A 22,288-nucleotide genomic window follows, 5' to 3' on the forward strand; every position below is an offset into this window, starting at 1 on the left:
CCGCAGCTCATTGTTCGCGATTCCTGTAGTTTTACGGGTAAATATTAGAAAAGACCTGGCTTGCACCAAGTCCTTTAGGACACAGGTGGAAGCCTATGTCGTTCTTATGCACGCCAATCAGAAAGTCAACCTTTCTGATAAGATTAAAAGCGCGGAGTTCCATCTCATTATGGAACTCCGCGCTTGACCTTTTATCCAATTTGATGCTGACGAATAACTGCCAAAAACTCAGCACCGTATTTTTTAAGCTTTACTTCCCCAATGCCCTTGATAAGCCGCAGCTGCGGCTCGTCAACAGGACACTGCTCGCTCAGTTCTTTAAGCGTACTATCTGCGAACACTACATAAGGAGGCACATTATCCCGCTCGGCAATCTGGCGCCTTAATTGCCGCAGCAGCTCAAACAGATTGTTGTCTGCCTGCCGCTGTTTCTGAACAACAACTTTTTGCCAGACTTTAGACTGATTCTTAAGAACGGCAATAGCAGGAGGAGCTAATTTTACTACCGGGTATTCACTTTCTGTCAGAGTAAGATAATCGGTGGCAACCAGGCGTTGAATGAGTGTTTTAATGTCCTGCAATGTCCTTTCGGCAAACAAGCCATAGGTAGGCAGCTGGTCAAAGCCAAACTGAAGCACTTTTTTATTTTTAGAGCCCTTTAATACCTCAGCTACAAGCGCAATGCCAAAGCGCTCCCGCATTCGATAAATACAGGAAAACACCTTCTGAGCATCTATCGTAATATCCACACGTTCACTGTCATCATTACAATTGCCACAGTTTCCGCAATCCTCATCCGTCACCCGTTCGCCAAAATAACGCAGAATATAATATCTGAGACATTCAGGAGTATGACAGTAGTCTACCATTTCCTGCAGTTTACCCAGTTCATGCTGCTTACGCTGCGGTGCTTCCACCGATTTATCAATCAGGAACTTCTGCAGCATAACGTCCTGGGCACCATACAGTAAAATACACTCTCCCGGCAATCCATCCCGGCCGCTGCGGCCTGCTTCCTGGTAATAGGATTCCATGTTGCGGGGCATGTTGTAATGCAGGACGTACCGCACATTGGACTTATCGATTCCCATGCCAAAAGCATTGGTAGCAACCATTACCTGCACATCATCATAAATGAATTTTTCCTGCTCATTCTTACGTTCCGTATCGCTCAAACCGGCATGATATCTTCCTGCTGCAAAGCCCTTTTTACGGAGCACTTCATAAATACTGTCCACTTCACGGCGGGTAGCGGCATAAATGATACCGGTTTGCTTACTATTAGACTTGACATAATTAATTACAAAATCCTGTTTGTTTTCACCTCGAAGTACACTAAAGGACAAATTTTCCCGGTCAAAACCGGTAACATGCACATCAGGCTGCTCCAGAGACAGTAATTGACAAATATCGGCCTTTACTTCCGGCGTAGCCGTAGCTGTAAAGGCACCGATGACAGGTCTGACAGGCAGCCCGGCAATAAACGTGCTTACCGAACGGTAACTGGGCCTGAAATCATGTCCCCATTGGGATACACAATGCGCTTCATCTACTGCGACCATACTGATGGGCAGTTCCTGAAGAGCCGATTGAAAGAATTCCGTTTCAAGCCGTTCCGGCGCAACATAAACAAGTTTATACCGGCCTGCCCTCATATTATATAACCGGCGGTTGACTTCCGACAGGGACAGCGAGCTATTTATAAAAGTCGCCGCAATCTCCTGATTATTAAGACCATCAACCTGGTCCTTCATCAGCGAGATAAGCGGTGATATGACAACAGTAACCCCTGGCAGCAACAAGGCCGGCAGCTGGAAACACAGGGACTTACCTGCTCCGGTTGGCATTATCGCTACCGTATCTCTCTGATCAAGCAAGCTGGCAATAACGTTAGCCTGACCTGGCCGAAACTGATCATAACCATAAAATTGCCTTAATAATTGTAATGCTTTCTCCATCATACGCTTGCTCTGCCTACTTTCTCTTCTTACCTACTTATACTTCCTTTAGTATTCGGTTTTAGTTAGGCCAAATCCTGCCGCAAAATGTCCACAGACACTGACTTTCTCATTTGACAAAATACGGTATTTTTACATAATCGGTGTACAATTTAACTTTTTTTCGTTTTTTGTTACATTTAGTCCTTGCCAAAAGCATTATTTTTCTTTACAATGTACATACAAGTTAAAATTCTTTAAATGAGCAATGCCGCTCAAATACACTGTCCAGGACAGTGCGTTTGAGCGGCATTGTGCTATTTATACGGAAAGGAGATGATCTATTGATTCATCTGGAAGGCGTAAACAAGCATTTTGGTCAACTGCATGTATTAAAGGATATTGATCTAACAGTAAAATCAGGTGAAAAATTAGTCATCATCGGTCCCAGCGGCTCCGGCAAAAGCACAATGATTCGCTGCATGAATTTACTGGAACGTCCCACCAGCGGCAAAGTTATTGTCGATGGCACAGACATTATGGCTCCCAATGCAGCTGTTAACGACATTCGTCAGTCTGCAGCCATGGTTTTCCAGCAATTCAACCTTTACCCTCACAAAACTGTGTTGGAAAACCTGACACTCGCCCCCGTATTGGTTAAAGGAGTTGCTAAAAAGACAGCGGAAGAAACAGGTATGGCCTTTTTAGAGCGGGTTGGTTTAAAAGAAAAAGCCAATGCCTATCCATCGCAGCTATCCGGCGGTCAGCAGCAGCGTGTCGCTATCGCCCGCGCGCTAAATATGCACCCGAAAATCATGCTGTTTGATGAACCGACCTCGGCGCTTGACCCTGAGATGATTAACGAAGTACTGGATGTCATGGTTGATCTGGCTAATGAAGGCATCACAATGGTGGTAGTTACGCATGAAATGGGCTTTGCCCGCCGTGTAGCCGATCGCGTTATTTTTATGGATGGCGGCCAAATCATCGAGCAAGGTACACCTGAACATTTCTTTGTAAACGCAGAGCATGAGCGAACTAAGTTGTTTTTGAGCCGTATATTGCATTAACAATAAAGGACCTACAAAAGAGGAGGAAATTTCATGAAAAAGACTGGTTTATTGGCACTTATTGTGATAATGGCATTTACCTTGATCGTCGCAGGGTGCGGTGGTACCACACAAAAAGCAGAAGCTCCCAAGGATGCAGCAGCGGCCGATATAAAGGCCATTAAGGATCGGGGCGTACTAAAGGCAGGCGTAAAAGTAGACGTTCCCAAATTCGGTTACAAAGATCCGCAAAGCGGCAAGGTAGAAGGCTTTGAGATTGATCTGACTAAAGCAATTGCAAAAAAAATTCTTGGCGATGAAACAAAAATCGACGTACAGGGTGTAACAGCTAAAACCCGTGGTCCTTTGCTGGATAATGGTGAAGTCGATATGGTAATTGCTACTTTCACCATTACAGAGGAACGCAAACAAACCTATAACTTCTCTGACCCCTATTTCATTGACGGTGTAGGTCTTCTTGTTAAGAAAGCTTCCGGCATCAGCAACCTGAAAGGATTAGATGGCAAGAAAATTGGCGTAGCGCAAAGCGCAACAAGTAAAAAGGCTGTTCAAGAAGAAGCCGATAAAGTTGGCGCAAAAGTTACTTTTCTTGAATTCGGTACCTATCCCGAAATTAAAGCTGCTCTTGATTCAGGCCGCGTAGATGCCTTCAGTGTTGATACTGCCATTCTCTTCGGCTATTTGGATGACTCCACGACCATCCTGTCCGAACGCTTCAGCCCTCAGCAATACGGAGTTGCAACCAAAAAGTCCAATACCGCTTTAGCGAAGCTGGTAAATGACACACTCAGCGATATGAAGAAATCCGGCGAACTTGACAAACTGATTCAGAAGTGGGGTCTTAAATAGTGTCCGGTCCTTTTGCCGGCTTTAAGTGGCTGGCGTTAGCCCAAGACTGGTCGGTATTCGCTGAGGGATTTCTCACCACTATTATTGTATCAATCCTCGGGCTGGCCTTAGCGCTGGCCCTGGGGGTTATATTCGGAGTCATCGGTTCCTCGCCCTCGAAAATATGCCAACTGGTTAACCGGTGCTATGTCGAATTTATTCAAAACACTCCGTTGGTTATTCAAGTCTTCTTCTTATATCACGGCTTACCTCATTTAGGCATTATGTTACCGGTTTTTTCGGTTGGTGTTTTAGGAGTGGGCTTCTACCACGGCGCCTACATTGCCGAGATTATCAGGGCAGGCATACAAGCAGTCCCCAGAGGACAGATGGATGCCGCTCAATCACAGGGCTTTACTTTTTGGAGCTCTATGCGGTACGTTATTGTGCCACAAGCCAAACGGGTTGTATTTCCGCCTATGACCAACCAGGCAGTAAGTCTCATCAAAAATACTTCTGTTATGGCCATGGTTGCCGGTGGGGATCTGATGTATCACGCTGATTCATGGGCAAGCACCAATTTGCATTATGGTCCGGCATATGTTGTTACCGGACTGCTGTACCTTGCCATATGTTATCCGCTGGCAGCTTATGCTAGGCGTTTGGAGCGCCGCATGGAGGTGTCGCTATGATCCAGGAACTCTTGAAGCCGGAGCTAGCCTTGTTTTTGTTTGATGGCTTATTGGTAACGTTAGAAATTGCCTTCTTTTCCATCATTCTAAGCATTTTCTTCGGTACTATACTGGGCGTAGCCCGGTTTTCCAATCACGCTGTATTCAGTAAAGCAGCAGCGCTGTATATTGAAGTAGTCCGGAATATACCAACCCTGTTATTTATACTGGCTGCACGCTTTATGACCAACCTTCAGCCTTCTAACGCCGGGATACTGGCAATGACGGTATTCACCTCTGCTATAGTCGCGGAAATTGTCCGCGGAGGCTTGAATTCGGTTAATAAGGGACAATGGGAAGCCGCTCGCTCTCAAGGACTAACCTATATACAAACACTGCTTTACGTTATCTTGCCTCAGGCTTTTCGCAATATGATTCCGCCCTTAATGTCCCAAACAACAACTGTTATAAAAGATACGTCTTTTGTCTGGGCTGTCGGTATTGAAGAACTTACCGGCAAAGGGATGATTATTATGGGTAAATATGGCACTACCGCACAGGTATTTGCTATATTCGGTACCATTGCCGCCACTTATTTTATTATTAATTATGTATTATCTGTTTTTGCCCGCGCACAACAGCGCCGCTTAGCTGCAAGAAGTTATTAAACAGAAAAACGGTATTCCCAGGTTCAGCCTGAGAATACCGTTTCTTTTTTTATAGAGCACTATTTAAGAATGCCTGTGTTCTCGGATGCTGGGGAGAGTTAAATAACAATTGGGGCGTTCCTTCCTCAACAATCTCACCTTTATCCATAAAGATAACACGATGTGCCACTTCGCGGGCAAAAGCCATCTCATGGGTAACTACTACCATCGTCATATGTTCCTCAGCCAATTGCCGCATGGCTTTTAATACTTCGCCCGTTAGTTCGGGATCAAGCGCTGAAGTCGGTTCATCAAACAGCATGATATCCGGTTTCATTGCCAATGCCCGCGCGATGGCTACCCGTTGCTTCTGCCCCCCCGACAGGCGAGAAGGATAAGCATCCTTCTTTTCCAGCAGGCCTACTTTATTAAGTAATAATTCTGCTTCCGGAATGATAGCTTCACGGCTTATCCCTTGCACCACTTGGGGCGCTTCAATTACATTCTCCAGTACAGTAAGATGGGGAAACAAGTTAAAGTGTTGAAATACCATGCCCATTTTACGGCATATGCGTCGCGCTTCAGTTTCAGCTGCATATCGGCTTTTACCACCTGGAACATCAGCTGCCAGTATTTCTTCCCCGACCTTAATACTCCCCCGGTCAATTACCTCAAGACGGCTTAAGCAGCGGAGCAGCGTGCTTTTTCCTGAACCGGAAGGGCCAATTACAGCAACAACTTCCCCTTTTTCTACGGCTAGAGACACATTGCTTAATACTGTCAGTTGAGCAAAATTCTTATATATATTCTCCATCTGTATCATAGTCGTTATATTCTCCTATTCATCATACACGGCATAACGCTTCTCGAGTTTTTGAAATATCCAGGTAAGGACAAACGTCATTGCCAGATAGAAAACAGCGGCTACCAGGAAAGGGGCCGTATCAAAGTCGCGCTGTACAATAGACCGGGTAGTACGCAGCAAATCATTCATTGCCAAAACATAAATAAGTGACGTATCTTTTACGAGCGTAATTGTTTCGTTGCTGATCGGCGGCAATACCCGCTTAATTACCTGGGGCAAAATAATGCGCTTCATCGTTTGAACATAGGACATACCAAGTACCTTGGCGCCTTCATACTGGCCCCGTTCAATTGATTGAATGCCTGCCCGGAATATTTCAGCGAAATAAGCAGCGTAATTTAAGGTGAAAGCGACTAACGCTGCCGGAAAATCCGGCAGCTTAATACCGATGTAGGGAATAAAAGGCAAACCATAATACACAAACAACAACTGCAGCATGAGCGGCGTGCCGCGCATAAGCCATATATAGATACCTACAATACTTCTTATTGCCTTGATTGGCGAAATGCGGGCCAAGGCCAGTAATAAGCCTAGCGGCAGAGAAAGTGCTATTGTAATAAAGAACATTTGCAGGGTGACTGCTGTGCCCTCCAGCATCGGTCCGATAATTGAAAGTATATAATCCATCGTTCTCTCCCTAAAAACACGCCCTAACTGAGGTCAGGTTTTATTTTACGATATCGGCATCAAACCACTTCTTGGAAATACCTGCCGAAGTCCCATCTTTCTTCATTTCATCCAATGCCTTCTGCAATTTAGTCTGCAGGTCTTTATCTTCTTTTCTGAGGCCTACGCCATATTCTTCCGAACCAAAGTGATCGGCCAGTATTGCATATTCACCAGCCTTCTTACTTATATAGTAGCGACCAACAATTTCATCAACAACTACTGCATCTAACCGTCCTGTTTTTAAGTCCATCAGAGCAGCTACGTTATCAGGGAATTTTTTAAATTCTTTAAATGACTGTAATACGGCAGCATTCTTTTCCACTGCTTCTACGCTGCTGCTGCCATCCTGAGCTCCAACAATTTTACCGGCAAGATCAGCTTTGTCTTTAATAGAGGAACCAGCTGCCACAATAATGATCTGGCGATTTTCCATATAGGGATTACTGAATAAAATATTCTGTTTCCGTTTTTCGGTAATAGTCAGTCCGTTCCAGAGCATATCAATCCGTTTGCTGCTCAACTCAGCCTCTTTACTATTCCAGTCAATCGGCTTAAATTCAACTTCCATACCAAGCCTTTTTGCCGCTTCTTTCGCCATGTCCACATCAAAACCGACTATCGTATTTTTATCGTCGCGAAAGCCCATTGGCGGAAAATTATCATCCAGTCCAACAACAAGTTTCTTTTTATCCGGGCCCCCGCAACCTGCCAGTAAAGTCATTGCTAACAGACCAATCAATATAAACGACATAACTTTTCTCATGTCTTTATCACTCCTACCACAAAAATATAATCTCATTGTCTATTTTACTTTAATATGTTAAAGCAGAGAACCTTTAAAACGGCAGATTATTAAAAAGCAGGCTTCATTTGGATTGGTTTTCGCTTATTTGCACGCCTATTCGCAGTATTTTAGTTTTCGTTAATAGGAATGAGACTGCAACTCAAAAAAGCTGTCTTAAATAGTTTTTAAAGCTATTAGAGACAGCCCTTCAGCATTGCAGGAGGCTTCAGTTCGATATTGTGTTATCATCGTTTTCAGCATTATGAAGATCTAAAGAGATAATTATAGCAATGGTCGTTTTATTACATCCAGTACTGATCCATCACGATATTCTACCACTGCAACAATTTCATCGCTTATTTTTAGCGGTGCCGGTTTACCGCCAAGCTCATAAGCCATATTACGAAGCTGCTCGATTGTCATAAGCGGCAATCCCGATCCTTTTAGATTCTCAATTAAATCAGCACGTTTCGGATTAACCGCAACACCGCGATCTGTAACAATCACGTCTACCGTCTCGCCTGGTGTTGAAATAGTTTGTACGGCATCAGTGACCATTGGCAACCGCCCTCTGAGCAAAGGAGCAACGATAATCGTACATTTAGCTCCCGCTGAAGCATCCGGATGACCGCCAAGAGCCCCCATCATAATGCCGTTGGAATCGGTCATTACATTTACGTTGAAGTTTACGTCTACTTCAGTAGCACCAAGAACTACATAGTCCAGTTTATTGACCATTGGCCCCTTATTCCACGGATTAGCATAAAAGGTGCAATCATATTCCTGATGCCTAGGGTTATCACGAATGGATTGGATTGTGCGGGTATCAAAGCTCTGCACATCAAATAGCGTTCGAATTAATCCTTCATCCAGTAAGTCGCAGAACGGTCCAACTATCCCCCCGATAGCAAAGCTTGCTGCTACCTTATCACGGATCATAACATCTCTCAGATATTTACCGGTAGCCACAGAAGCTGCCCCTGCGCCCAATTGCATACCAAACCCTTCTTTGAAATATCCGCCACGCTCAATTACTTTCGCAGCCAATTTTGCGATTTGCAGATCACGCGGGTTGGATGTCAAACGCAGCGCACCAGTCGAAATACCTTTAGGATCACCAATGCAATCAACTTTAACAATAAAATCAACCTGATGCTGAGGAATACTTACCGGGCAAATCGGATGATCCACTAGATTATCCGTAATAGCAACAACTGTATCAGCCATGCGTGCGTCCACCATTGCATATCCCATGGAGCCGCAGGCAGCAGGTCCGTCAACACCGTTGATATTTCCGTAGGTATCGCAAGCCGGAGCCGCAATAAAGGCAACATCAATCTTCAGTTCACCGCTTTCAATAGCTCGAACCCTGCCGCCATGAGTACGCAGAATTGTCGGTGTACCGATTTTATTTGTTGTAAGGAACTGTCCCAGTTTGTTTCTAAGGCCACTCGTTTGCGCACCAACCAGTACTCCCTGCTGGAAGTAGGGTATGAGCGCATCATTTGTGTCCAGGAAGGAGCTGGGCGCCAGCGTCAGTCCTTTAATCCCTTTTTGGGCAATTGCTTTAATAACGGCATTCATCACATAGTCGCCGTTGCGCAAGGCATGATGGAAGGAAATCGTCATACCATCCCTAAGTCCTGATGCTTCGATCGCTTCCTCAATTGACTGCAGCAGTTTGTTCGTGCCTGGATAAATTGCTTTCAATTTGGGGCCAGCTTTGCGTGCATCCGCTGACGGCTGAGTTGCAAATGGACCCGCATAGGGTACTATGTTTTTATAACCTTGAATACTAGTCGGGATTTCCCTGCCTGCTGCATTAATCATATATTTTCCTCCTTCTGGTAGACACCGGCGGCACTGGCAATCGCCAATACGCGCTCTGCTCGAATAACCATAGGCATATCAATCATTTTTCCATCTAGCGCGATTACACCGGAATTATTGGCCAGTGCTTCCTTAAAGACATTAAGAACTCGATGTGCATAATCAATTTCTTTATCAGAGGGAGTGAAAACCTGGTGAATAAGATCAATTTGGCGAGGATTTACACAGGATTTACCATCAAAACCCAATTCCTTAACTAACGCAACTTCATTGATTAGTGTTTCTTCATCACGCATATCGGAGAATACCGAGTCTATAGCCTGAATTCCTGCCTCTCTGGCAGCAAATACGATCATACTGCGCGCCACATAAAGCTCTCTGCCGCCTGTTATGGTATTGCCCCTGGTCTTTTCTGTCTTCAGCGATGCGGCGAAATCTTCACCGCCAATAGCAATAGCGATCATCCTGGGGCTTGCTGAAGCAATCTCATAGGCGTTACGCAAACCTTTCGGACTTTCAATTGAAACCATAATTTTTATGCTTCCCGGCTCAAACCCGCACTCTTCTTCCGCTTTTGTAATAATTTTATCTATATCGCGAATTTCATCGCCGCTTTCTCCTTTAGGCAGCCGAATATAATCCGGTTTAGCAGGCAATAAATACGCTAAGTCTCTATAGCCCCAAGGAGTACTGATATGGTTGATCCGCACCCCTATTTCACAGGGAAATCTGAGAGATTTCAGCGCATGATAGACAAGCTGACGGGCGCTGTCCTTCTCTGCAACCGATACAGAGTCTTCCACATCGAATATAACGCTGTCAGCTCCATAAATAGCTGCATTTTGTATTAGTCCGGGATTGTTTCCGGCTGCATACATAACTGTTCTGCGAAGCCTTTCCTTATTCATATTAAAATCCCCTCTCACCCAGGGCTCGCTGAATAGCCGTCTTTACCCGAGCCTCTATTGTATAATCAAGAGCACCTTTTTCGTTTGCGTGTATGATTGCGTCTTGTATCCCCTGGGAAGTTGCTGTTTTCACAATCAGATTCTTGATATGTTCACCATACTGCTGAAGAGTAGGGCTGACTAGCTCCACCTGTATTCCCGTCCCAGCCTCTGCCGGAGCAAGCATGATGAGAATATCTGATGATTCAACTGTGCCTGCCTGAGCAGCTGTGAGTAATTTGGCCATGAATAATCCCCCTTTGCACAAATACGATTTTGTTAATCATGGACACCTAAATTAAGCATCCGCTTTGTCCCTGGCATCATTATAACTAACAACTCTATCTGTGAAAAATTCAGATTTACAATAGCAATCGATCAGAAATTTGTATGGATCTCAAGAAATTAGCTGATAACAGGAAATAATAACCTAATCTCGAATCCCTTTTATAGTCGGCATGTAATCATTTCATATGGACACAAAGTGAGGAATATATAGTGGATGAACGAGACTGGCTTATTTTTCATATTCTCTATGAAAAAAAGAATATAACAAAAACCGGACAAGCTTTATTTATTTCTCAGCCTGCTCTTACAGCCCGCCTGCGCCAGATCGAGGAAAACTTAGGCACGAAGCTAATCTACCGCTCCGGGAAGGGTATTCATTTTACTCCCCAGGGTGAATATCTCGCCAAATGCTCTAAAGAAATGCTAAGCCGAATGAGAGAAATTAAAGATCATCTTATGAATATGCATGAAGAAGTCCAGGGAACGCTGCGAATCGCAGCTTCTCATTACATGACAAAATACAAATTGCCTCGCCTTTTAAAGCTCTTTAAAATGGATTACCCTCACATTGAATTCAAAGTAACTACCACTTGGAGCAAAGAGGTATTAAATTTAGTTAATCATCAAGATGCCCATATCGGGTTCATACGCGGCGATTATCCCTGGCCAAATGAAAAAAAACTACTTTTTGATGAACCTATGTGTATTGCCTCAACAGATCCGGTCCAAATTGCTGATCTTCCCCGCCTGCCCATGATTAGTTACCGTTCAGATGAATTTGCCCAACTATTAATCGATAATTGGTGGAGAGAGAATTTTACTGTGCCTCCTCTAATAAGTATGGAGGTTGACCGGGTTGACACCTGCAAGGATATGGTCCTTAACGGCCATGGCTTTGCAATTATGCCCAGCCTGATATTAAATAAGGCTGATGATCTCCACAAAATGATTATTACCAATAAAAATAATGCCCCTATTCTTCGTAATACCTGGCTAATTTATCAAAAAGAATTATTGGACATCAATGCAGTTTGTGCTTTTGTTCACTTCTTGGAACACATCGATTTTCATACACTGTAACTAATTTAAAACCACGCAATAAGCACCTCTGCTTATTGCGTGGTTTATTTTGCTGCAACCACCCTGTATTTATTTATCGGACGCCCCACTTCTCCATGTTGATTCCCTTTGCGTAGTATGCCATTTAGCACTAAGAATTCCAGATATCGGCGAGCTGTGACTCTTGATATTCCGCTTAAAGAAGCAAATTCACTGGAACTGAAGTCACGTTCCGGAGGAATTTCTCTAATTGTATTTCGTACCTTCATTAGTGTGGTTTCATTTACACCTTTTTGCGTCCCCTGTTGGAGTAAAAAGGCCCCAGGATTATGCTTATGCCCCGGGCGTAAGCATAAATCTATTTCATCAAATGCCACGTATCCTTTACTTTCAAGAACTTTAACAATAGGAAGCAGCTCTGTATTCGTTACATTCATCAGTTGAGCCAATTCACTTAAAGCCATTACTTTGGGTTCTAATAAAAAAATCTCCAAACACTCAATCACTTTTCTCATCGCACAAAGCTTATTCATACGGTTCTCTCCATTCTGGTTTTATGAAAACATTTAGGAGTAGACTGCTGGGAAACACTTCTCCGTTGTTTGACACTAGGCCAATATTCTTCTAAAATTATTTTATAGCAAATTGTCAAATATAAAAAATAATGGCTTTGAATGTTCAGCCATAAAGAAATAGAATAACACTAAAAAGGCAGGCCGATTGTTTATATGGAAACGCAGGACTGGCTCATTTTAAAAACCCTATTCCAAACCAAAAATATTACAAAAGCGGCTCAGACTCTATTCCTTTCTCAACCTGCGATTACCCATCGTTTGCGGCATATGGAAGAAGAATTTGGGGTTACCATCGTCCAACGAGCTAGTAAAGGCATCCACTTTACACCGCAGGGAGAGCATTTAGCAAAAGCTGCCGATACTATGCTGATACAGTTTCGCCAATTAAAAGATGAACTATTAAATATGGAACACGAGGTTACAGGCACACTTCGCCTGGGATCAGCGCACGTTTTTACAAAACATCGGCTTCCCGGTCTATTAAAGACATTTAAAAATGAGTATCCCAATGTTGAATTTAAAGTAACCACATCAAGAAGCAAAGATATTTTCGGCTTACTTTATAAACAGGATATTCAAGTTGGTTTTATTCGTGGTGCCTCCAGTTGGAATGATGAAAAGCATTTGCTATTCGAGGAGGCAATCTGTATTGCTTCTAAAGAGCCATTTGCTATTCAGGATCTTCCTCATCTGCCTCGTATTGACTATCAAACTGATCCTGCTATCCAGGCATTGATTGATAACTGGTGGCGCGAAACATTTCCATTACCGCCATTAATCAGTATGGATGTTGATCGGGTTGATATCTGTAAGGAAATGATTGTCAACGGTCTTGGTTATGCCTTCCTCCCTGATATCCTCGTCGATGACGACGACAACTTGCACAGATATATAATAACTAATAAGTCCGGCAAACCGATTCTTCGTCAAACCTGGATGATTTATCAAAAAGCGGCTTTAGAAACGAATGTTGTCCATGCTTTTGTCAATTGTGTAAAAGCAATTGATTTTAAAACATTTTTTATCAAATAATTAGCTATCCTATTAGCCTTGATATATAACAAGTCCGCCTCACTGCTCAGGTGAAGCGGACTTTCTTTAGATTCAGCTTGAGTGTTGACTCAAGTACAGTATACCTCTACAATATGAAGTTTTTGGTTTTTGGCCAAATCAATACATTCGCCTTGCGAAGTCTTAATAAGAGGTTTGGTTCCTCTTGGAAAATCAATATGAATAATAATTGCCTCCGTACCATTACTCAACCTTACCGAGTTACCAATTAATGATTCATTAAGCTTATCTAAGAATGTGGTGCAGATTAAAGGATCAAGCTTACCAAACATTTCTTTAAACAGCTCCTCAATCACACCAAAGGGAGTTGCTGCATTCCGGTAAACGCGATTAGAAGTCATAGCATCATAGATATCTGCAACAGCAATAATTTGCGCATGATAGCTAACCTGGCTGCCTTCCCGGGCATACGGATAGCCACTTCCGTCCAGTCGCTCATGGTGCTGAAGAATCCATAGTTTAACTAATTGAGAAATTTCTTCATATGTTTGGAACAGCTGGTAGCCCAGCAAAGGATGTTTTTTCATTTCACTCATTTCAGAAATGCTAAGATCACCTGGCTTGTTTAGGATTGACAATGGAATCTGTGTCTTACCGATGTCATGCAATAGTCCAGCCAGGATTAATTCCCGCAAAATATCGTCTGTAAGACCAAGCCATTTCCCGGTCAACCCTGCTACAATCGCTACATTAATCGAGTGGCGAAAGGTATAGTCCTCTTTATTGATAACGATTTTTTTTATTTGGTTTAATACACCTATCGTACAAATTAATTCTTCAACCCCGCCGACTAAGCTCTCCACCGCTTGCAATGGCACTTGCCCGGAATATCTCGTTTTTTGAAAAACACTCTGGAGTACGATGACCAGATCCCGATGCTTCTCTTGAAATTGTCTTGAACTTAATAAGGATTTACCCGCCACCGGACTCACCGCCTTATCCTGCATCACCATTTGAATTGATCATTACAACAATCTCTTCCGCCCACTGCAGTGATTGCAAATAGACGCTAGGTACTTCCATTTCATTAATATTGCATTTTGCTGCATAATAGGAAAATTGACTCCACCTTCCCTTTTCATACGAGATAACAAGGTAGAGTATTGCACCGAGATTATTGTCTTTCCCCAATACAACACTCTTCTCTTCTGATGATACCGGCAAATTTGCAATAAAATTTTCTATCGGAAGATTTACCATACATTCTATTAGGTAGAACAGCCCCATAAAGAAAATCTCTGAACTTAGGCTTTGAAGGCCCATTTGGAGGGCCATTATCTCGCCAAATCGTGCCCTCGCTATTGCCAAGATCAATATTTCCTCGGAAATAGGTCTGCTAATTTCCCAAATAATCAAGATTGATAGCCATTTTTCGACCTCTTTTTTCCCGAGGAGTATTAATGCATGCCTAACTGAATCAATTGGGGTACGAAAATCAAAAGTCTTGCCATTAACATATTTTAACAACTGCTTAGAAAAAGCGGCGTTGCTCTTAATCGTTTCTTCCATCCTTCTATAAGTAAACCCGGGTAGGTTTATTTCCTGCAGCATCTCGAGATATGCCCTTTTGGCTGTTGAACTATCTGCTGAAATAATCTTTGGTTTACTAAAAAAGCTGCCTTCAAAATAAGTATATCCCCAAGCAGCGGCCTGTTCAAAATCGGCTCTTGTTTCAACTCTTTCCGCCATGAGCCGAATGCGCCGACTGCCTATCTCCTTTGCAATCCATTGCTGCCTGTCGGTTGGAATTGCTAAAAAATCTACTTTAACAATATCTACTATTGCGATCAATTCCGGCAGCTTGCTGAAAAATTCACCTTCAGTCAGGGCAATTGTATATCCCTGACGCTTTAAGTTTTTGCATACTTCTACGATCTCACAGCTTGGCTCAACTATCCCTGCAACTTCAATAATTACCGCTTGCCTAGGCAAATATGTAATAAAATCTTCCCGTTGCAGCAGGCTGCAGGAAAATGCAACAAAGATTTGCTTCGTTCCGGCCATAATGCGGATTGCAGTTTCTTCGGCCTCTGTAGCATCATAAGCCACCCTGGGTTCTGATCGAAAGAGTAGTTTATAAGCAACAACCTTCTCATTTCTGTTAAAAACAGGCTGCCTTGCTGCGAAAGCTTTCATCAGTTACACCACACATATACAAATACTATTTTACAACTACAACTTGGAAGATCTATTTGTTTTTTTACAGTTGTACAATTCATCATCTGCCAGTTTGATAAGCTCATCTACATGCCTGCTGTGCTCTAACGTGCCAGTAGCCATGCCGAAACTGACAGTGCAATGAATTTCCCGATCCCTGTCCATAAATTTCCATGAAGAAATATCTTTTTGAATTGTACGGGCTGCCAAGGACAACTCTTCTCTGGAACGATCAGGCAGAATAATAAGAAATTCATCCCCGCCAAAGCGGATTACTTTATCCCCCGGGTAAATAAGACTATTTATGATATAACCAACTTCAATTAACACTAAATCGCCAGCCTGGTGCCCATAGCAATCGTTAATTTGCTTAAACTCATCAATATCTAACAGCAGCAAACCGATATTCTGTTTACCAATGCGTTTCAAATAGACATCAAACAGATAGTGGCGGTTATAGGTGCCTGTTAGATAATCACGATAAGCACGGTAACTTAATTTATATAGTAACTTTTTGAGTTGAATTTTCTTTTCTTGCTGACGTGTTATATCTGCCACATACGTCAAAATATAGCGTCTTTTATTAATAAAAATGATTTTGGAAATTACTTTTACGGCAAATAAATTGCCCTTCTTATGGATGTGCATTGCCTTCGAATAATAGTCCTGGGGGTACGTCCTCATCACTTTGGTAAAATACGTTGTAACCATATCTTCATCTGCTGCAAAAAATGAGGTAATAGGCATCCCTAGTAATTGATCTTGCGTATAACCATACATTTTTTCACATGCAGCATTTACGTAAACGACTCTTTTCGTATTTACGTCAACCACAATGAGTGCATGATGTGTGTTAAAAAGTATTTCATAGAAAAAAGCCTCTGATTCCTTTAAAAGGAGCGGCGTTGTTAAAACCTTGGTTTTATTGACAATCTTAGTAAAAATAGGTCTTCTCTCCTTTTCTGCTATTTGCTTGTCCATAATACCGCTTACTTTTAATAACAAATTATAACAATATCTCCTATCCTTAACCATTATCCAAATGGATAAAGCTATCCAACCAAATAAGGTCCCTAGTTATCCATATGGATATACACGTTCTGGAAAGCCTTGCTGCTACAGCCTTTTGCAGCCGCCGTTGCCGCAGTCTCATTCCAAGAAAAAAACAAAAAGGACTTGGCTTTTTAGCCAAGTCCCTATTTACCGTATAGATTACCATTTCCGCGCTGCGAGCATTTTTTTAATTTGAAATGCCGCTCCAAGCCTCATTCTGTCATCAAAGGATTCCAAAGAAACCAGCAATATTTTTTCGATACGCTGCCTGCGGGAAGAGATCGTTTTCTGATGAATAAACATTTGTTCGGATAAGTCTTTTAAACTACTGCCTGATAAGATTTTCTCCAAAGTATCAACAAGTTCTGTATTATTATTCAAATCATATTCAATAAGCGGGCCCAGCGTCTTGTCTACAAAAGCAACTGCCTCTTTCGTCTCAGCAAAACTATCAAAAACCTCGTAAATGCCGCAGTCGCGATAGTACTGGATAGAACTAGAACCATTTTTTTGTCTGCCAATACGCGCTGCAGAACAAGCATGACGAAATTGTCTGGAGAAATGGGCCAGGCAATGGCTAGGTTCGGCAACACCAATAGTGAAGTTCACTCCTGGATGAGCAGCTTCCAGAGTTTGCAAGCAAACCTCAGCTGCCTCTGCTTCACTTTGCGGGCTTTCAGAGTGATGCCGCAAATTATATACGATGCCGACTCCGTCAACTGCATTCCATGCCACAAATCCGTCCTGCCAGTTAAGCATATCCGTAATCTCATCTTTCATCCGTTCTTGCTTATCCGATTCTGCAACAAGGTTGTAATCAGTATGAATAAGACAAAACCAGAGTGAAAACTCTTGTGGCAGATTGACGCGCACTTGTCTGGCCTGAGCATATATTTCTTGCTCAGTGGATAATACTTTTTCGACAACGGCAGTAAAAAATTGATTACGTCTTTTCCGCTCATACGAATAGGCAAGCAATCTTTCCGTTCGCTTCCGGGATGTAATATCACGGCTGATCCCAATAAGACCTAATAATTGGCCATCTTCTCCATGGGCAATCCGAATAGATGACTCCAACCACATCCTTCTTCCGCCTTTATCGTATATTTCTTCTTCTAGCAACACTGGTAACTGATCCTCTTTTCCCTGGTAGTAAGCCTCAATGACCTCGTCAATAGCAGCTTGCAGGCTTGGAGTAATCTGTTCATCAAAAGGCCTTTTTAAATACTCAGCCAATGTAAATCCGGTGAGCCTTTTCAGTGACGGACTGACATACAATAACTGTTTATCAAAATCGACCAGCCAAATGATCCCCTCAATATTTTCTGCCAGCAAGCGGTACTTCTGCTCTCCGTTCCTGAGTATCTCCTCTGCTATCAGCCTGCGGGAAATATCCCGGTAGATGATATACACACCTACTTGGGTAGTTTGGGTAATAAACGGATACGCCGTCAGAGAAACAGGAATAAGGGAACCGTTTTTATGCCGCCTCACAACATCCTCATGATCACGCTTTTTCCGTCCTAAACGCTCAAAAAGATGTTCAGCAGCCGGTTCTTCGCTAGTGATGCCCAGTAATTGGCTGACCGGGCAGCCCTTTGCCTCCTCAAGAGAATACCCAAACAAACCCTCAAAAGCCGGATTACAACTGATAATCCTATACTGCAAATCCAACATAACAATTGCATCTGGTGAATTGTCAAAAAGCTGCTCTAGACAAGCATTCTGAATAGATAGTTCATTTGTACGGGCTTGTATCATACTCTCCAGGTTCCGGTTAAATTCTTTTAGCTCCTCTGAATATTCGCGCAGCTGGCGGTGTACCCTCACATTGCGTAAAATCAGAATCGCCGCTAATCCGCTGACTTCGCTGAGTTGACCAATCCACCCCAGCATTGTAGGCATAAAAATCAAGCGAAGCGCACTCAAGTTATCTAGAAGCGCTACAGCCAGGTAAACAGTCATACCCGCCGCATAAAGCTGAGCCTCTCGGTTAAAGCGCAGCTGATTGCGGCAAAAATAGAGTACGATTATAAAAAAAACCGCTACATAAAAGATATTGCTTGCAAAAATTGAGTAAGCCCATCCGGGATTAAGCAATGCTGCCGCTATCTGAACACAAGTAATGACGCTGGTAACTCCAAGCAGCCAGAGTGCTGCAATGCGGTATTCATCATCGACTATATGCACAAAAAACTGCAGCCAAAATACTTTCCAGCATAAATTGGAAACCAAAAGCCAATTATTCCAAAACTCCGGATTAGGGTAAAACAAAAATGAGCTGAAGGTAGTACCCACAACAGTAGCGGCTGCTCCCAGAGCATTGCCGGCAAAAGCCAGATAGACTTTCTCTCTGAGATAACAAAAATAAACCAGGATAGCCAGCAGACCCGCTGCCAGCATTAAAAAAAGCGCACTGACTTTCAGTAAATCCATTATGATCTTGTGTTTGAATAACCCCTGCATAGTACCATATTCAGCAATACCTGCAATACCGATACCCGTAGACGTTGAAGAAACATGAATATAGACCCGGTTGCCTGCAGCTTGATCCGGCAAGGTAATAATATGCCACGGCAGCCAGTTAAGTTTTTCTTTCTGCTGTACCGCCAGCGTACCATATTGATATACTGCTTCGCCTTCTATGAAAACGGTAAAGCTTTGCGTAATATTCTTTAGAAATAATACCGGATTATGTGCAGGCTCCTGTGGCAATAGGATACGGAGCCATAATTCAGTTCTCCCATTCCGCCCTTCCGGACTTTCAAGGAATGGCAGCGCATTCCACTGCCCTTCTTTTCCAGACAGCTGCTGCTTATCAGTTTCCCAAGAATACTGCCAGCCTTCTTTCAAAAAACGATGATCCATCTGTTCTTCAAGTCCATAATAGCAAAACGCCAAAAGACCCACTACAAAAGACAAATAAATAATAATAGGCACCACATATTTTTTTCTCATATTTCATTTCCTCTGCGTGCCTGCAGCATTTTATCAATTTGTAAAGCAGCTCCCACCATCATCCGGTCCTCAGCGGAATCCAGCGAAATATTCAACACCTTCTCAATTCTTTGTTTGCGTGAAGCAAGTGTCTTATAATGAACAGACAGGCTTTCCGCCATCTCTTTTAAGTTGCTGCCTGATAAAAGTCTCTCCAGCGTATATACCAATTCAGTATGATTGACCCGATCATACTCAAGCAGGGGATTAAGTGTTCGCGACACAAATAGTTCAGCTTCTTCCAAACCGGAAAAATAATCAAAAATTTCATAGATCCCACAATCATCATAGCGCTGAACAGCACTACCGGCAAATCGCTGACTGCCAATTCTGGCTGCAGTGCGGGCATGCTGCAGCCGGCAGGGGAATGCTTGAATTTCATCTGCATACTCAGCAATACCAATAACAAAACGTTTCGACTCAAATGCAGCCACTAACAATTGCAAACAAGCTTCAATACTCTGTAATGCTGACTCTTGTCCTATAGAAAGGAGTTCCAAATTGCACAATATACCTACACCATCGGCTGCACTCCAGGCCTCTAATGCATATTGCTGATTAATAATATTCGTTACTTCATCAAGCAGAATATCCTGCCGTGCTCCACTTCCGCTGCTCTCAGAATCGTAAACCAGGCAAAAGCACAATGCGAATTGAGGCGGCAAATTAATACGCAGCTGTCGTGCCCGGGCGTAAATCGCCGCTTCTGCAGTCAGGACCCCTTCTGATATATCATAAAAAAATTGGCTTCGCCTATTGCGTTCATAGGAATAGGCAAGTAATCTTTCCGTCTGCTTACGGATTGTAATATTTCGGGTTATTCCCAATAGCCCAAGCGCGTCTTCTTTATCACCATAGGCAATGGTAATTGATGTTTCAACCCAGATAGCATTGCCTTTAGCATCACCTATTTCTTCCTCCAGCAAAACAGGTACCTGCCGGCGCTCCCCCCGGTAATAGCCGCCTACTACTTCCTTAAGGGCTGCATCCAACTGGGGATCGATCAGTTGGTGCCGCAGTTTCTTCAGGTATCCTTCCAAAGCGGCCCCCATTATTTTTTTCAGCGATGGACTTACATAGAGAAGATGCCTGTCAAAGTTCAGCAGCCAAATACCCTCTTCCATATTCTCTGCCAGCAGCCGATAACGTCTCTCACTGTCTCTGAGAATGCGTTCTGATAACACTCGTTTAGAAATATCCCGGTAAACAGCATACACGCCGACTTGATTATTTTCCGTAATAAAAGGATAAGCCGTTAAAGCAACCGTAATGGGATTGCCCGTTTTATGAAACCGTACCGTTTCCAAATGCACCTCCTGTGCCATTCGGGTGGTATCAAAAATATGCTCTTCCACCACACCGGCACCTGAAATCTGCAGTAAAGTACGCAATTCCCTGCCAAGGACCTCCTCGTCTCCATAACCGAATAACAGCTCAAAGGATGAGTTCACCTTAGTAACCTGATAATTTAGATTCAACATAACCATAGCATCCGGCGAGTTATCAAAAAGCTGCTCTAAGCAGGCATTCTGAATAGACAAGTCCAGCGTTCTTTCATTTACGATACTTTCCAAATCTTTATTAAACTCTTCAAGATCCTGAGAGTATTCATTGATTCTGTTCTGTATAGCAGCGTAACGCAGCAATAGTATACTGGCCAAACCAGAAACCTCGGCAAACTGTCCAATCCAGGAAACGAAAGCAGGCGTATAAATTATACCTAAAACACTTAACGTATCAAGCGTATTCGTAATTAACCAGATAACTGTACCAATAGCGTAAAATTGAACGTCCTGTCCATATTTGAATTGATTACGACAGAAATAGAGAATGAGCAAAAAACAACCTACGCTAATAATGGTATGTGTTAGAAAAATGGGTTCAATCAAACGAGGCACAGCGAACGCAGCCAGGATAAATAAGCAAAACAGCGTCGTTAGTGTCCACGAAATCCTTTGTACTGCGCGATTGTACCGGTCTTCAACAATATAAACTAAAAATTGAAACCAAAATGTTTTCCAACCCAATACGCCGATAAAAATAAAGTAATTCCAGAAATCAGCGTGAGGATAAATGAGAAAACTATTATACGTGCTGCCGATGACTACACAGGCACTCAAAATGGCATTGCCTGAAAAAGTAAAATATATCGCTTCGCGCCGATAAAACAAATAAAAAATAAGCGAAAAAATGCCAGTAAAAAGCATCAGCGCTGCTGAGCTTATTTTTAATAGATCCATCATATTTTTATAACGGAATAACCCAAGCATCGGTCCATACTCAACTACTCCCTTAATTCCAATCACGGGAGCATCTGAAGAGATGCGAAAATAAATCATTTTCCCTGGAGCATCATCAGCAAGCGAAATAAAATGCAAAGGCAGCCAGGGGCGCAGCTTTTCTCCTGCCGGAGTGGGAAGTGTGCCATAGCTGTATTGCAGCGTTCCATCTACATATACTTCAAAGGTTTGCTGTACAAATTTAGTAAGTAAAACAGGATTCTTCACCTTATTCTCGGGCAAAAGAACCCGCAGCCATAAATAATTTTGTCCATTGCGCCCATCAGGCTCATGAAAAGCCTTTACCGGACGCCACTGCGAGGCCCTGCTGGCTGTTTCCGGACTGCGATCTCCCCAGGAGTATTCCCAGCCTTTATCCAAAAACCAGTAATCTTGCTCTGATCCTATTCCACCTAGGGTAAGCGCAACAAGTCCGCCTATCAGTATTAAAAAAGCAATTATCTGTAAAAAATATTTGTTTTTTAACTTATTCGTCATTTAGGACTGCTCCTTAAAGAACCTTACAATAACCCCTAAAATTAACAAAATTCGCCATTTTTC

20 protein-coding genes are annotated in these 22,288 nt (G+C 42.9%); 7 read left to right on the plus strand and 13 right to left on the minus strand.

Annotated elements, in window-relative coordinates; translation table 11 throughout:
- Positions 1 to 187: hypothetical protein (locus RTR76_RS17435; protein ID WP_312523148.1), on the plus strand; the 187-nt coding region annotated here is incomplete at its 5' end.
- Positions 188 to 191: 4 nt separating this feature from the next.
- Here the strand turns inward: RTR76_RS17435 and recQ are convergent.
- Positions 192 to 1,961 (minus strand): DNA helicase RecQ, encoded by a 1,770-nt coding sequence (recQ, locus tag RTR76_RS17440; protein ID WP_312523150.1) that lies wholly within the window; start codon positions 1,959 to 1,961, stop codon positions 192 to 194.
- A gap of 320 nt (positions 1,962 to 2,281) precedes the next feature.
- Between recQ and RTR76_RS17445 the strand changes: the two genes are divergently transcribed.
- The 4 genes from RTR76_RS17445 to RTR76_RS17460 are packed head-to-tail and all read left to right on the plus strand — an operon-like array spanning position 2,282 to position 5,174.
- Positions 2,282 to 3,007: an amino acid ABC transporter ATP-binding protein gene (locus tag RTR76_RS17445; RefSeq protein WP_312523151.1), complete on the plus strand. Its 726-nt coding sequence runs from the start codon at positions 2,282 to 2,284 to the stop codon at positions 3,005 to 3,007.
- Between the two features lie 33 nt (positions 3,008 to 3,040).
- Positions 3,041 to 3,856, plus strand: a complete 816-nt coding sequence (locus tag RTR76_RS17450; RefSeq protein ID WP_312338211.1) for a transporter substrate-binding domain-containing protein — start codon at positions 3,041 to 3,043, stop codon at positions 3,854 to 3,856.
- Complete coding sequence (locus RTR76_RS17455) at positions 3,856 to 4,527, plus strand: amino acid ABC transporter permease (protein ID WP_312523152.1); 672 nt, start codon at positions 3,856 to 3,858, stop codon at positions 4,525 to 4,527. Before RTR76_RS17450 ends, RTR76_RS17455 begins: the two co-directional genes overlap by 1 nt.
- The gene (locus RTR76_RS17460) at positions 4,524 to 5,174 is read left to right on the plus strand and encodes an amino acid ABC transporter permease (protein ID WP_312523154.1); all 651 of its coding nucleotides are present in this window, start codon (positions 4,524 to 4,526) and stop codon (positions 5,172 to 5,174) included. Before RTR76_RS17455 ends, RTR76_RS17460 begins: the two co-directional genes overlap by 4 nt.
- Positions 5,175 to 5,223: 49 nt before the next feature.
- Here the strand turns inward: RTR76_RS17460 and RTR76_RS17465 are convergent, their stop codons facing one another.
- The 6 genes from RTR76_RS17465 to citD all read right to left on the minus strand — a co-directional run bounded on the left by RTR76_RS17465 (position 5,224) and on the right by citD (position 10,495).
- Positions 5,224 to 5,976 (minus strand): amino acid ABC transporter ATP-binding protein, encoded by a 753-nt coding sequence (locus RTR76_RS17465; protein ID WP_312523156.1) that lies wholly within the window; start codon positions 5,974 to 5,976, stop codon positions 5,224 to 5,226.
- A 15-nt stretch (positions 5,977 to 5,991) separates the two neighbouring features.
- Positions 5,992 to 6,645, minus strand: coding sequence for an amino acid ABC transporter permease (locus RTR76_RS17470; RefSeq protein ID WP_312523158.1), 654 nt, complete (start codon positions 6,643 to 6,645; stop codon positions 5,992 to 5,994).
- A gap of 40 nt (positions 6,646 to 6,685) precedes the next feature.
- Positions 6,686 to 7,450, minus strand: coding sequence for an amino acid ABC transporter substrate-binding protein (locus RTR76_RS17475; protein WP_312523161.1), 765 nt, complete (start codon positions 7,448 to 7,450; stop codon positions 6,686 to 6,688).
- 303 nt (positions 7,451 to 7,753) lie between these two features.
- On the minus strand, positions 7,754 to 9,301 hold the full coding sequence (gene citF, locus RTR76_RS17480; protein ID WP_312523165.1) for a citrate lyase subunit alpha: 1,548 nt from the start codon (positions 9,299 to 9,301) through the stop codon (positions 7,754 to 7,756).
- Complete coding sequence (locus RTR76_RS17485) at positions 9,298 to 10,209, minus strand: aldolase/citrate lyase family protein (protein WP_312523177.1); 912 nt, start codon at positions 10,207 to 10,209, stop codon at positions 9,298 to 9,300. Before RTR76_RS17485 ends, citF begins: the two co-directional genes overlap by 4 nt.
- Before the next feature lies 1 nt (position 10,210).
- Positions 10,211 to 10,495, minus strand: coding sequence for a citrate lyase acyl carrier protein (citD, locus tag RTR76_RS17490; RefSeq protein WP_312523184.1), 285 nt, complete (start codon positions 10,493 to 10,495; stop codon positions 10,211 to 10,213).
- Between the two features lie 251 nt (positions 10,496 to 10,746).
- Between citD and RTR76_RS17495 the strand changes: the two genes are divergently transcribed.
- Complete coding sequence (locus RTR76_RS17495; RefSeq protein ID WP_312523188.1) at positions 10,747 to 11,616, plus strand: LysR family transcriptional regulator; 870 nt, start codon at positions 10,747 to 10,749, stop codon at positions 11,614 to 11,616.
- Between the two features lie 44 nt (positions 11,617 to 11,660).
- Here the strand turns inward: RTR76_RS17495 and RTR76_RS17500 are convergent, their stop codons facing one another.
- The gene (locus RTR76_RS17500) at positions 11,661 to 12,128 is read right to left on the minus strand and encodes a hypothetical protein (protein WP_312523189.1); all 468 of its coding nucleotides are present in this window, start codon (positions 12,126 to 12,128) and stop codon (positions 11,661 to 11,663) included.
- Positions 12,129 to 12,323: 195 nt separating this feature from the next.
- Here RTR76_RS17500 and RTR76_RS17505 point away from each other — a divergent pair, with 195 nt between their 5' ends.
- On the plus strand, positions 12,324 to 13,202 hold the full coding sequence (locus RTR76_RS17505) for a LysR family transcriptional regulator (protein ID WP_312523190.1): 879 nt from the start codon (positions 12,324 to 12,326) through the stop codon (positions 13,200 to 13,202).
- An 89-nt stretch (positions 13,203 to 13,291) separates the two neighbouring features.
- On the opposite strand, the gene RTR76_RS17510 is transcribed toward RTR76_RS17505, so the two are convergent.
- The 5 genes from RTR76_RS17510 to RTR76_RS17530 all read right to left on the minus strand — a co-directional run bounded on the left by RTR76_RS17510 (position 13,292) and on the right by RTR76_RS17530 (position 22,225).
- A complete protein-coding gene (locus tag RTR76_RS17510) occupies positions 13,292 to 14,164 on the minus strand; it encodes an HD-GYP domain-containing protein (protein ID WP_312523192.1) in 873 nt (290 codons plus the stop codon).
- Positions 14,165 to 14,177: 13 nt separating this feature from the next.
- Positions 14,178 to 15,173 carry an HDOD domain-containing protein gene (locus tag RTR76_RS17515; protein ID WP_312523194.1) on the minus strand — a complete coding sequence of 332 codons (996 nt, stop codon included), beginning with the start codon at positions 15,171 to 15,173 and terminating at the stop codon, positions 14,178 to 14,180.
- Between the two features lie 240 nt (positions 15,174 to 15,413).
- Positions 15,414 to 16,403, minus strand: a complete 990-nt coding sequence (locus RTR76_RS17520; RefSeq protein ID WP_312523196.1) for a sensor domain-containing diguanylate cyclase — start codon at positions 16,401 to 16,403, stop codon at positions 15,414 to 15,416.
- Between the two features lie 207 nt (positions 16,404 to 16,610).
- Positions 16,611 to 19,409 (minus strand): PAS domain S-box protein, encoded by a 2,799-nt coding sequence (locus tag RTR76_RS17525; protein ID WP_312523198.1) that lies wholly within the window; start codon positions 19,407 to 19,409, stop codon positions 16,611 to 16,613.
- Positions 19,406 to 22,225, minus strand: a complete 2,820-nt coding sequence (locus RTR76_RS17530) for a PAS domain S-box protein (RefSeq protein WP_312523200.1) — start codon at positions 22,223 to 22,225, stop codon at positions 19,406 to 19,408. Before RTR76_RS17530 ends, RTR76_RS17525 begins: the two co-directional genes overlap by 4 nt.
- Positions 22,226 to 22,288: the final 63 nt, after the last annotated feature.

The sequence above is a fragment of the Anaerospora sp. genome (assembly GCF_032013335.1).
GTDB lineage: Bacteria > Bacillota > Negativicutes > Sporomusales > DSM-15969 > Anaerospora.